Below are 11,922 nucleotides of genomic sequence, written 5' to 3' on the forward strand. Positions count from 1 at the left end.
TCTTGAAATATAGAGATGCTTTTTTATCCACTCTTCGTTAAAAAATAAAAACTTTAAAAAAAGTTTGGAAGTTTTAAAAAAAGAGTTACCTTTGTCGCCGTTAAAGAATTAAGCTTTAATACAAAAACACTGGTTTGGTAGTTCAGTTGGTTAGAATACATGCCTGTCACGCATGGGGTCGCGGGTTCGAGTCCCGTCCAGACCGCCAGTTAAAAGGAGCCTCTCACAACGTGGGACGGCTTTTTTTGCCCTCTAAAGTTTTTTAGGGAGCTAAAAATTAGTTGTGTTGTTAAGTGCGAAAGCACTAAAGGTTTAGTAGTTAGACCAATGAAAAGCTTTCCTAGTGCGGGAGAGCTTTTTTTAATCAACTGTTGAATTTTGATAATAACATGTAGAAAATATTGAATATTGGTTTGGTAGTTCAGTTGGTTAGAATACATGCCTGTCACGCATGGGGTCGCGGGTTCGAGTCCCGTCCAGACCGCCAATAGAAAAGAGCCTCTCATGAAGTTGGGAGGTTTTTTTTGGCCTCAAAATGTTTAACATTAGAGGAGCTAAAAATAGTTGTGTTGTTAAGTGCGAAAGCACTAAAGGTTTAGTAGTTAGACCAATGAAAAGCTTTCCTAGTGCGGGAGAGCTTTTTTGTTTTTATATACTTATCTATATCGTTCTCTATTACGATATTTAAAGATTCTTAAGGCTGCTTTTAAAAGGTTATTCTGGATATAATCATCTTTTACAAAGATATAATCCATGTAGATTGCGTTAGGATGTGGCACTGTTACATATGGTATACACTTGGTAAAACCATATTCTCTATAGATAGCGTTCTGGCCTTGTTGTGCTTTAGTAGTAGTTACATAAATTCTCTTGTAGTTTAATGATTCTATATGCTGTATGATGTATTGGCATAGTTTATTTCCTATACCCAGTCCTTGATACTTTGGACGTATATATAGATTTGTAATTTCACAAGTCGTATCAGTAAGTCTGTGCATGGCTATACAGCCTGCTAGAGTACCATTTACTTTAGCTATATATAGTAGCGCTTCATTAGAGACGTTATCTGTGCTCGAGTTAATACTTATGCTTATGGAGTTGTCTAATGGCTTTAAATCTGATTGTATTGCTCTATTGTATTCTGTAAATAATTGTTCTATATCTGTAGTGATAGTTCGTGACTGTATTATCTGGATGTTCATTATTAGGTGTGTTAATCTATACGTGAGAACAAGGTATAAAAAAAGGAACTGCTATAGAACAGTTCCTTCAAATATGTTATAAGTATATTTTTAAATATTACTTAGCTAGTTTATGTACAACTAGGTCTTTTACTGTAAATAGAGCAGGTGTATTAATACCATATTCTCCTTTATCAGATGAGTCTACATAGAATACTAAGTATTTAGCAGCTCCTAGTTTGTCTAGTTTTATTTTTTGCCAATTAGTATTGATGCTTCCTTTATCATCTTTGTACTCTACAAGTTTTAACTCAATAGGATTATTGATTACTTTTTTGTTTTCATCTAGTCCATAAACAATGATTGAGTAATAATCACCTTTACCAAATTTCTTTGCAAAGTTATCTCCGTTTTTGATTGAGTAGTAAGTATATGGGCTTAGACCTACATTTATTTCTACAGGTAATAATTGTTGTCCTTTTTCATCTGAAAGAGTTACAGATGTTACCGCTTTATTTACATCGATTACATCACCTTTAGCGTATTTAGTAGTGATACCTTCTGTGTATGCCACTAAGAAAGGAAGTGCATTACCGTTTTTGTCAGTGTTTTTAGCCATACTACCGTGCATATTGCTAGCAAACTTGTCTTTATGGTCTTTTTGATCTGTACTGTTTGAAGCAATAAATCCATTCCAGTATTTGTTTTCTCCGAAAGTAGAAACAGTATGACTGAATGAGAAAGGTTTAGCTTCTATTCTCGCACCATTAGTAAAAGTATCTGTCCATAGATTACCTCCTTCAACTGGTAGGCCTAATTTAATATCTTTAAGGTTAAGAATATTATGAGTCTCACCATACTTAGCAGTAACGATATAATCATATATTTCTAATACTCCTGTGTTAGAAGTTACTCTTAATGCGATAGTTTGAGTCTCAGCATAATCAATCTTATACTTTAAGATAGGTTCTTCAGAAAGTTTTTTCTGAGTAGTAGTATTATGCCATACAAACTTATGTGTAGTAGGATCAATTTTAGGGTCGATTGTAAACTCGCTTCTCGCTTCTACAGATTGTTTTACTTCTTTGATAACGATAGTATGGTTACTATCATCGCTAGAACATGAAGTGAATACTGTAGTCGTAAGGGTTAAGCCTAGAGCAAGTAGTAAACTAGTACGTAAGAATCTAAGTTTCATCTTTAGGAATATGTGTTATAGTTAATAAATTTTGTGTAAAATTAATGAAATAAACGAATCTATTGTTTTTAAATTGTTGTTAATTTTTGTAAATAAATGTCATATAATGACAGTTGAAGTGTTGTTTTTTAGAAATATCTTTGTAATTGTGGTAGTTGTGAGGTAATAAAAAAAGCACCACTTATACGTGATGCTTTAATTGATATTATTTTATTTGTCTATTTTATCGACTGTTAGGTTGTCCATACAGAAGTAAACAGATGTATTTGGCCCAAAGTCTCCTGCATCTGTAGTTTCCATCTGGAATACTAAATAACTTACTTCACCAAGTGATGATAGGTCTATTTTATGCCAATCTTTAGACATGATTAATTCATCACCTCTGTAATCTGCTAAGTAATGTGTAACAGGTTTTTGGTTGATCTTATTGTCTTTGTCAACTCCATAAATCATTAGCTTAAAGTAGTCTCCTTTGACAAATTTTCTAGCAAAAGAATCTCCTGTTAAGTTTCCATAATATGGCCATGGATGGTTAGAGATATCTACATTAACGGCTTTGTAACTGTCTTTAGCTTCTCCTATCTTAATCCAATTAGAGTATTGCTTTTCATTAAATACTCCTTGTGTTGCTTGCCAATCTTTCATATAGTATCCCCAATACCCTATTATAAAAGGTGTGCCTTCGCCTTGTGTACCTCCTTTAGCCATTGAGCCCCATTGGTTCTCTATGAAACCTACAGATCCTTCTTGGTTATAATTATTATTGTCTTTTACATTAGATACTGTAAAACCATCCCAAGTATTTGGATATTCTGATGTGTGAGAGAAGGTGAATATCTGATGTTGTAATAGTACTTTATCAGTATAAGTCTTACTCCATATTTGACCTCCTTGTTTATTCAGGCCATTAGCTAGATTGAAAGTAGAAAGGTCTAATGTAATGTAGTTATAATTATAGCTTTTAGCTACATCAACTTTATAGGTATAATAACTATGAGAGTTTCCTTGCTCTACTATTAAAACTAGATCTCTAGTTCCAGGAGTATTGTATGTGTATTTTAATACTTGTTCATTAGATAGAATGGTTCCTTAAGCGTTGTCTTTCCATCTGTAGACAGCATTAGCAATGTTCAGTTGTGGATCTATGGTAACTTCATCAAAAGTTACAGACTCAACTGTTCCACTGAATGTAGGTATTACATAAGGGACATTGTCATCATTAGAACAGCTCGTAAAAGTAGAAGCTGTTAGTAAAGTTAGTCCTAAAAGTAGTATAGAACTTAACTTAGTAAAGTGTTTTTTCATAATTTATAATCGTTAAATAGCTTATAGTTGGTTAATTATTTTATCTAGTAGGAACGTTTAGTTTGGCTTTATGTAAGTCAATTACTCCTGCTACTTCTGTAGAAGTTTCGCCTAACCAACCAGCCTCTTGATCCATAGCTGTGTATACTTTAATGAAATCTACTCCAGGAAGTTTTACTTTGTTACCTTGTTTGTCAACAGCCCAATTAATATCGATGGCTGCGTCTATATGACTATTAACTTGGTTGTCTACATAACCATATTCATATTCTGGTAAAATCCAGTAGGTACCGTTCCCACTTGTGTCAGAAGCATTATTTGGTAGTCTAGAACCTTTGAATGTAATCTTTTTGTCAGTTATCCAAAGAGGATAGTAACTTTGGTCATGGAATTGGTTTTTAGGTTTATAATCTTTTTGGCCTTGATTAGTTTCAAAGTAAATGTATTTGTCAAAATCTCCTTTTTGGGCATCTAATTCAGGAGAAGGCTTGTGAAATGTTATTTCATAGTCGTGAATAGTTTTAGGATTCTTGTATTCACTACCAGCTATTTCATACCACTCGTCCTCATCAGGTTTACCATTTTTATTCTTATCATAAGCAACCATGATAATACCTGGCTCTGAACTGCTCTTAAAAGCATTACCTAATACAACAAAGTCTCTTCTGCCATCTTTGTTAGGTATGGTATGGTCAAACCCCATTACAATATATCCTCCAAAACCTCCAAGTGTTACCATAGATAGTTTGTCGCCAGAAATAGCTTTCAATGCTTTCTGATTCATTATTTCTTGAGTATCACCTACTTCATATTTAGGTAAATCATTTACAAATTGACCTGGAGCAGGAAGAAAGTCTAATACCTTAGTTACGTCACTATAGTTATATGATATAGAGTCAACAAATTCTTCTTGTTGAGTGTTGTCATCACTAGAACAGCTATAAAAAGTAATAGCTGATAAGCATAGAGTAGCTATTAGGCTTAGTTTTAATCTTTTTGTTTTCATATTAAGTTATTGGTTTATTTTTTAATGAATGCGATATGAGCAGGTATATTACCTCCAGTTGTCTTCCATTTAAGCTTTCCTTCAGGAGAGAAACAGTAGACAAAACCTGTTCCTATATAGTCTTGTGCGTCAGTCATGAAGATTTCTTTAGTTTCAGGATTGACTGCTATTCCATAAGGTATCTGTATTTTTTTTTCTGTGCCATCAGTGATGATATTATCGGTAATAACTTTTTTTGTCAATGTATTAAGAATACCATACGACACATTATTACCTCCTGTGTTATGTTTATAAGAAGTAGCGTAGTAGTATAGCTTGTCATCATCCATAGTCATATTAGACACAGGTATGTCAAGCTTCTGCTTCACTTGGTCAGAGTTAGAGTCTATTACATACAAGTTAGGTTCTACATTATAATAGTCTCCTCTTGAAGAAACATAGATGTCTCCAGCTTTATCAATTTGCATACGATGTAAGTTGATGGCTACATCTATCTTTTTGGTTTCTGTAAATGAAGGAATGTCTATCACTGATACTGTAGTATCATAATTAGGAACACGGTATCCTCCAGAGTTAGCTACATATAGTTTGTTTCCTTTAATGACTATTTCTTCAGGTTGATAACCTACCGTTACTCGTCTAGTTACTTCTAGTGATAAGGTATCTATCTCCGCTACGAAACCACGTTCTGCATTTGGATTTATTTCTACTTTTCCTGCATAAGAGCTAACATAAGCCTTATCATCTTTAAAAGCTAAATAACGACAGTTAGGTACATGGATTTGTTTAATATGTTTACCAGTTTCTACGTCAAATACTTCTATGAAGTTTGATACGTTAATAGTAGCATAAGCTTTAGTACCATATATCTTGATGTCATTACCTACATCACCTAGTTCTTTAGTAATATTTGGATTTCTTTCTGAGAAGATATCTCTAGTATACGTTCCGTTGTGATATTCAAATAAGTCTATAGAAGCTCTGTTCATTCCCATATTACCTTCATTAAGCAGGTAGAAACCACTGTATTTATCAGTAGTAATAGGAATAGATACTTGTGAACTATCAGATAAGAATATCATCTCATCTTTGCGACAACTTACTAATGTTAGTAATGCTAATGCAAGGAATATTATTTTGTTTAATTTCATAGGTCAAAGCTTAAAGTGAAACGGAAGTTACGTCCTGGCATTGGGAAGTTGCTCACAACTTCATAATATTGATTAGCAATATTATTAGCCTCTATGCTTGCTTTAAAGTGATATTGTCTCCACTGAAAACTTTTAAGTAAGGAAATATCATGCGTATACCAAGGCTGTATTTCATTTCGCTTGATATTGTTTTTATTACCATTGTAACGTTCTCCTACATAAATAAAACTATAGTTAAGCCCCCAATCTCTATAGTCTAGACTGACAATAGAAGATCCTGAATGCCATGGAGCATAAGGTATCTGATCTCCGTAATAAGAAGGCTTGCCATATAGCGTTTTACTCTTGTCTTTGGCAACCGTATATTCATAAGTTAGGTTTACTCCTAACTTTAAGTCTTCCATGATTTTTAGGGTAGTTCCTAAGTTAGTTTCTATTCCGTAGTTTTCTACCTTTCCTAGGTTAGTCATCATCCATCTCATCATACTAGAAGTAGGAGTAGCGATAATCTTATCTGTAATATTAGCATAATAAGACTCAACAGACAGATGTACTTCTTCAAAAAGAGACTGTTGAAACTGTTTGTTATAAGTAAAACCTAAGTTAACCTGTCTAGATGCTTCAGGCTTTAAGTTCGCTGTACCTAATTGAGTATAATAAAGATCATTGAATGTAGGTAGTCTATAAATATACTTATAGAATGAATGAATGACTAAGTCCTCATTATCCCATGGTTTATAGCTTAGGAACACAGAAGGTGCCCAAAACTGACGATCAGGTGCTTCAAAGTTATAACGTACTTTCTCTTTTGTAAATGTTCCTAGTATATTAGCCTGAGCCTTTACTTTACCTAGGTTTACGGATGTAGCAAGTGAAGTCAAGAATGTATAGCGCTCAGGATAAGAGAACGGAGTTCCTTGTCCCTTACGTGTTGCGTTTAACTTATTGTATTGTAAATCTGTAGATAAGGAAACATCCCATATATCTGTAAGCTTGTATAGGTGTGCTGCAGATAGATAATATTCTTGTTGAAAATAGGTATTGTCAAACTGTGGATTGTAAGTTACCTCTTCTCCTTCGAAGCCTACCGTCTTACGAGATAAGTAATGCATCTCATCATAAGCATATTTCCCTTTGAGTTGGAATTGATACCTATCAGAAACAAATCTAGTCCATTCTCCTTGTGCCATGAAGTTTTTGTCTTGTTGGCGTTCATTGATGTTTTCTGTTTCAAGAGTGACATCACTTTTTTTGATTACAGCACCAGGTAACCCTCTGTCAGATTGATAGTAATATAAATTAGCTTGCCAAGTATCTTTATCTGTTTTTCCAAACCATGTATTCTCTATTCGATAAGCCTCTATATCACTATTCTTTCTATGACCAATAGTATCATAAGCTACAGAACCATCTATATTATGGCGTTTTTGTCTGAATTTATAATCTCCATTAGAATAGATATACTCAGCACTGATAGAGGTACTAATATTGTTGTTTACTTTGATATCTGTACGTACAGAAGGATTGACTAATTGGATAGAACCAGCCTTGTATTTAGCTGATATATTTACGTCTTTTCCTTCTTGGAAGACAGGTTTTTTAGTTTGTAGATATACAGTAGAAGCAGATGCAAACTCTTTAGCAGATTGGAAAATAGCACTGCGTTGACCATTGTATAGTTTTACAGTCTCGATATTGTCTAAGGAGAACTTACCTAAGTCTACGATTCCATTCTGTGCATTGCCTACTTGTACCCCGTTATAAAATACTCCTACGTGATGAGTACCCATATTACGAACGTCTACTGTCTTTAGTCCTCCCATACCACCATAATCTTTGATCTTCACTCCTGCGAAGTATCGTAGAGCATCAGCTACACTATAACTATTAAGACGTTGAAGTTTAGCTCCGTCTAGTGTCTGTACAGGTATAAGATCTCGAAAGACTTCTTTTTGTATCACGATCTCATTTAGAGCAGTGATACTGTCTTTAGGGGTCTGTGCATATATAGCAGTATTCGCTATACATAACGCAGTGGTTAGTACTAGTAATTTTGTTTTTGTCATATTAGTTTTTGGCTAGTTGATTTTGACATTTGGAGTAGATATAAATGCGTCAAAATCATTGTTGCCAATGACTATATCATAGAACGCCTTATGTTTCATCCCCCGAAAACATCAAAACTTATTTTAGAATGGCAGGTATTCTGACTTGCTCATAACGAATATCCTTCCCATCTATGCGACAGTGGATAGCTAGATTCGTTACTATTTATGAGCTTACAGCAGCGGGTCTGTTTAGGATTTTCACCTAATTCCCTTTTTCGTATCACAATGATAACCAGTCTCGTTACAAATATATAAAAAAAGCTTAATGGAATGTATTTATTCTGTTAATGGTATTTTATTATAGAATCTTTAAAAATTATTCCAAAAAGGCAGATGAGATTGAAAAGTCTTTAAAGCTTGCTTGTTCATCTCCGTTTCTAAAATAGGATAGACACGCATTCCTCTTTTGCCTTCTTTTTGTTCAGTAGAGATGATATGAAGCCTAGCTAATTCTTCTTTTGGGTATAGAAAGTATCCTTGTTGAGTAGCGATAATAAAATAGTCAAAATCATCTGTGATATGATAAGGAATAGTCTTCCCATCATGATCACGTTGCCAAATGGCTACGAAATAGCCTACCTTTTTGGGTGTTATTTTAGCTTCTCTATATATAACTTTTTTATTGTTGAAATAGAAAGTACAGGCATTGTAGTCATTTTTTTCTGTACTCCATTGGATATCTGAGATACTAGTGGTTATGCTGTTTACTAATATTTTATTTAGTTGCTTTTGATAATTATGAAGTAGCATTTAAGGATGTTTATAAATGAATGGTATTAGAATGTTTTAAGTCCTTTTATTCTGTATTATTTTTCTACTGTAAGTGTTTTATAGTTAAAAAACTCTTCAATTATATATTCGTTGTGATTTATCGTCTTAGTATATGTTGGATAATTATTCTTATTGTATTGGTATTCCTTAGTCTCTAAGGGGTAAACGAAACTTTTACTTGTCTTTATATTGTTAGACGGGTTATAGTTGTATATAATAGGCGAGAATGCAGTACGATATTCTAATACGGATAAATTTATAGGCATATCCTTAAAAGGATTAGGTGCTTCATCATATGTGAATTCTTCACTTGGGAAAGTAGACTCCTCTAATTTGACACTGGTTACATTGCCTTTTGTGTCATAGAAGTATTCTATGTTACTTTTATTTTCTGAAGCTATAGGATATACATAGTAAATTTGATTATTACTATTCGTTTTGTATTCATAGCTAGAGTTGCTGTACTTATTTGAAATTACTTTAGTTAAGATTCCTTTGTCATTGTATACTAAAGCATCATCTTCTTTGATTTTTCCTAGTGAATCTTTTTCCACTAAATGAAGAAGCTTGTTAGAGGTATTATAAGTATAATTTGTTTCTGACTTATTTAGATAGAATAACTTTTCATATCCTTTTTTCTTAAAATAATCTACAGTATTATGTTTTATTACATTGCCATTATTATTGTATTCAAAAGTTATTTCAGAGATTAAAATATTGTTGTTTTCTGTTTTAATCTTTTTGTAATATTCTAATACAGTGACTGTTTTGTTGTTCTCAGTTGTATTGTCTGAGGAGCAACTACTTATGCTTATAGCAACTAATAAATAAGTAAAAAAAGTAATATTTCTAATCATAATTTGTAAGTGTTTAGTAAGTCTTAAAGATATACTTTTGTTTGATTACACTTATAGGTAATATGATATTCTCTCAACTTTTTAAGTTATGAATAGAAAAATTGAGTAAACTTACTAGTTTTAAGGAGGATAATATTGATAAGAGAATGTTGTATATATATGATTATTGAAATTGAATTTGTATGAATTATAGCTATTATTTCGTTTTAATTATCTCTATATCTTTATAAGAGAACTCTTCTTTAACAACTCCATTGTTATTTGTAGTAATGCTTTTTTTAGGGTATTTATTCTTGTTATACTCATACTCTACATTTCCTTTTGTGGTGTTATTTTGATTATAAGTAGTCACATTATTAATAGGTTTGTAGTAATACATGATATCAAAAGCTGTTGTTTTTTGAAAATGTAGAGGAACATTGACAGGCATATTCTTAAAAGGGTTGGGATTGTTATCATAAGTATAAGCCTCTACAATGTTAGCATTGTCTATCATAAATGTATTAGCTAGGTTGCCGTTACTGTCATATTTAAAGTTAGTGGTGGTGTTAATATCAGTGGCTGTTATTATTTGTTTTTTGTTATTATGAGTGAAGAGCAGTTCATTATCATAATCTAGATCAGAACTTTTAATCATCTGTCCTTTATTATCGTATTCGAAGACGAAGTTTTTAATCATCTTACCTTTGTCATTGACTTCTTTGATCTGAGTAAGTTGGTTGTGATTGTCATAGTAATACGAACATTCAGTTTTAGAACTTAATACTAATTGATTGTTTCTTATAGCTTCATAGGTCATGTAATGATTAGTTACTTTACCTTGACTGTCATAGGCAAACTTTACCTTGTAAGAATCATTACCATCTTTAAAGGTATCTATATTAGTATAAATATCTAATACAGTTGTTTTTTCTTTTCCTGAATCGATGGTGCCTTCTTCATTAGAATTGTTACTATCAGAACTACATCCTATAGTTGTAAATACTAATAAAGTACTTAAAATGTTAGTTATAGCTTTTTTCATGGAATGAATATTAGTGGTACAAAATTATTAAAATATATATTTATTTGATAGTTTTTTTTACTTTTAGTTTGTTGTTATTTAGTGATTTACGATAAATTTGTTAATAGGAGTTGTCGGTATTAGAAATAAAAAATAAAGCAGTTTTTACTTCAAAATAGTTATAATAATAATTGTATTACCTTAATGTATGGTCAGCAATATGTTAAAGCAAAATAGGTTTTATTAATACAGCTGCTTTTGACTTTGTTGTTTATAAATGAGATATGTACGCTCAGCTTGCACTTTCTTGGGGATTCCTAGGAGATTTCTAGGGGTTTTCTTGCCCAGAAGGTACTTTTGTCGAAGAAAGGTGCAAGGAACCCTCAAGCAATCCCCTAGCAAATTAAACGAAAACGATAATTAGTTTAAAAATAAACACTAATAAGAAATAGCTCTTTTATGTACTTATTTTTAAAATAATGATGTGAATATTTGTTTTTCTAAGCAAGTGTTCTATATTTGTAGAACAACATCTACAAATATCGGTATTATGAAGTATAGTGTATTCATTTTTAGTCTTGTACTAATTGTATCTTTCAGTTCTTGTAAGATTAATCAGAAGGTTGAAGGAGAGAAGGTAGGACGTTGGGTGTTTAAAAGTACAGTCGAGGGAAAGCAGGAAGTACAACGTGGAAAATACGACAATGAGGGTTTTCAGAAAGGGATATGGAGGTATAAGCGAGATGGAAAGCTGTATAAAAAAGAAGTGATCCGAGATTCTATAGCTCATACTACTTTTTATCACCCTAATCATAAAGTAGAAGCGATCGGTAAAACTATATTGGTCAAGACTAATAAAGGTTTGCATTATTACTATACAGGATCTTGGTTTATCTATGATATAAAAGGGAGATTAATACAAGTAAAGCATTATAAAAAAGGAATATTAGAACATATTACAACTGTACGAGAATGATAAAACTACCACAAACAGAAGAACAACTAATGGAATATATTTGGGATATGGAGAAGGCATTTACAAAGGATATTATGGAAAAGTACCCAGAGCCTAAACCTGCTCAAACAACAGTGGCAACGTTATTAAAAAGATTAGTTGACAAAGGGTTTATTGATTATAAACTTTATGGTAACTCTAGAGAGTACTACCCTTTAATAGCGAAGGACGATTACTTTGAAAAACATCTTAACGTCATGGTAGAGAACTTCTTTGATAACTCTGCTTTGCGTTTTGCTTCTTTTTTTACTAGAAAAAGTAAGATGAGTAAACATGAATTAGAAGAATTAAAAAAAATAGTAGATGAACAGTTAAAAACGAAATAGC

Annotated in this window: 12 protein-coding genes, 2 tRNA genes and 1 riboswitch; of the genes, 4 read left to right on the forward strand and 10 right to left on the reverse strand. The window is 32.4% G+C overall.

Annotation, left to right across the window (positions count from 1 at the left end):
• The first annotated feature begins 131 nt into the window (after positions 1-131).
• Positions 132-208, forward strand: a tRNA-Asp gene (locus tag MPR_RS01595).
• A 202-nt stretch (positions 209-410) separates the two neighbouring features.
• A tRNA-Asp gene (locus MPR_RS01600) sits at positions 411-487 on the forward strand.
• A 169-nt stretch (positions 488-656) separates the two neighbouring features.
• Here MPR_RS01600 and MPR_RS01605 read toward each other — a convergent pair.
• The 10 genes from MPR_RS01605 to MPR_RS01645 form a co-directional block, all read right to left on the reverse strand.
• On the reverse strand, positions 657-1,202 hold the full coding sequence (locus MPR_RS01605) for a GNAT family N-acetyltransferase (protein ID WP_041888593.1): 546 nt from the start codon (positions 1,200-1,202) through the stop codon (positions 657-659).
• A 97-nt stretch (positions 1,203-1,299) separates the two neighbouring features.
• On the reverse strand, positions 1,300-2,379 hold the full coding sequence (locus MPR_RS01610; protein ID WP_052472621.1) for a DUF4465 domain-containing protein: 1,080 nt from the start codon (positions 2,377-2,379) through the stop codon (positions 1,300-1,302).
• 210 nt (positions 2,380-2,589) lie between these two features.
• Entirely contained in the window at positions 2,590-3,462 is an 873-nt protein-coding gene (locus MPR_RS18840) for a DUF4465 domain-containing protein (RefSeq protein ID WP_349267132.1), read from the reverse strand.
• Positions 3,463-3,468: 6 nt separating this feature from the next.
• Complete coding sequence (locus MPR_RS18845) at positions 3,469-3,684, reverse strand: hypothetical protein (protein ID WP_235280494.1); 216 nt, start codon at positions 3,682-3,684, stop codon at positions 3,469-3,471.
• Positions 3,685-3,724: 40 nt separating this feature from the next.
• Positions 3,725-4,690 carry a hypothetical protein gene (locus MPR_RS01620; protein ID WP_041888595.1) on the reverse strand — a complete coding sequence of 322 codons (966 nt, stop codon included), beginning with the start codon at positions 4,688-4,690 and terminating at the stop codon, positions 3,725-3,727.
• Positions 4,691-4,704: 14 nt separating this feature from the next.
• Entirely contained in the window at positions 4,705-5,841 is a 1,137-nt protein-coding gene (locus MPR_RS01625) for a YncE family protein (protein WP_041888597.1), read from the reverse strand.
• Entirely contained in the window at positions 5,838-7,907 is a 2,070-nt protein-coding gene (locus tag MPR_RS01630; protein WP_041888598.1) for a TonB-dependent receptor, read from the reverse strand. The genes MPR_RS01625 and MPR_RS01630 overlap by 4 nt, the downstream gene beginning before the upstream one ends.
• 113 nt (positions 7,908-8,020) lie before the next feature.
• Positions 8,021-8,201: riboswitch (cobalamin riboswitch) on the reverse strand.
• Positions 8,202-8,258: 57 nt separating this feature from the next.
• Positions 8,259-8,699: a MepB family protein gene (locus tag MPR_RS01635; RefSeq protein ID WP_041888600.1), complete on the reverse strand. Its 441-nt coding sequence runs from the start codon at positions 8,697-8,699 to the stop codon at positions 8,259-8,261.
• 56 nt (positions 8,700-8,755) lie between these two features.
• The gene (locus MPR_RS01640; protein WP_041888602.1) at positions 8,756-9,577 is read right to left on the reverse strand and encodes a hypothetical protein; all 822 of its coding nucleotides are present in this window, start codon (positions 9,575-9,577) and stop codon (positions 8,756-8,758) included.
• Positions 9,578-9,773: 196 nt separating this feature from the next.
• On the reverse strand, positions 9,774-10,601 hold the full coding sequence (locus MPR_RS01645; protein ID WP_041888604.1) for a hypothetical protein: 828 nt from the start codon (positions 10,599-10,601) through the stop codon (positions 9,774-9,776).
• A 529-nt stretch (positions 10,602-11,130) separates the two neighbouring features.
• Here MPR_RS01645 and MPR_RS01650 point away from each other — a divergent pair.
• A complete protein-coding gene (locus MPR_RS01650; protein ID WP_041888606.1) occupies positions 11,131-11,556 on the forward strand; it encodes a hypothetical protein in 426 nt (141 codons plus the stop codon).
• Positions 11,553-11,921, forward strand: a complete 369-nt coding sequence (locus tag MPR_RS01655; RefSeq protein ID WP_006257580.1) for a BlaI/MecI/CopY family transcriptional regulator — start codon at positions 11,553-11,555, stop codon at positions 11,919-11,921. Before MPR_RS01650 ends, MPR_RS01655 begins: the two co-directional genes overlap by 4 nt.
• Position 11,922 lies beyond the last annotated feature (1 nt).

Origin of the sequence: Myroides profundi, from assembly GCF_000833025.1 — a bacterium.
Classification (GTDB): domain Bacteria; phylum Bacteroidota; class Bacteroidia; order Flavobacteriales; family Flavobacteriaceae; genus Flavobacterium; species Flavobacterium profundi_A.

Bases quoted from the DNA above. Each gene is read 5' to 3' on its own strand.
- MPR_RS01640 (WP_041888602.1), bottom strand. From the start codon at position 9,577: ATGATTAGAAATATTACTTTTTTTACTTATTTATTAGTTGCTATAAGC.
- MPR_RS01625 (WP_041888597.1), bottom strand. From the start codon at position 5,841: ATGAAATTAAACAAAATAATATTCCTTGCATTAGCATTACTAACATTA.
- MPR_RS18845 (WP_235280494.1), bottom strand. From the start codon at position 3,684: ATGAAAAAACACTTTACTAAGTTAAGTTCTATACTACTTTTAGGACTA.
- MPR_RS01610 (WP_052472621.1), bottom strand. From the start codon at position 2,379: ATGAAACTTAGATTCTTACGTACTAGTTTACTACTTGCTCTAGGCTTA.
- MPR_RS01655 (WP_006257580.1), top strand. From the start codon at position 11,553: ATGATAAAACTACCACAAACAGAAGAACAACTAATGGAATATATTTGG.
- MPR_RS01650 (WP_041888606.1), top strand. From the start codon at position 11,131: ATGAAGTATAGTGTATTCATTTTTAGTCTTGTACTAATTGTATCTTTC.
- MPR_RS01645 (WP_041888604.1), bottom strand. From the start codon at position 10,601: ATGAAAAAAGCTATAACTAACATTTTAAGTACTTTATTAGTATTTACA.
- MPR_RS01635 (WP_041888600.1), bottom strand. From the start codon at position 8,699: ATGCTACTTCATAATTATCAAAAGCAACTAAATAAAATATTAGTAAAC.
- MPR_RS01605 (WP_041888593.1), bottom strand. From the start codon at position 1,202: ATGAACATCCAGATAATACAGTCACGAACTATCACTACAGATATAGAA.
- MPR_RS01620 (WP_041888595.1), bottom strand. From the start codon at position 4,690: ATGAAAACAAAAAGATTAAAACTAAGCCTAATAGCTACTCTATGCTTA.
- MPR_RS01630 (WP_041888598.1), bottom strand. From the start codon at position 7,907: ATGACAAAAACAAAATTACTAGTACTAACCACTGCGTTATGTATAGCG.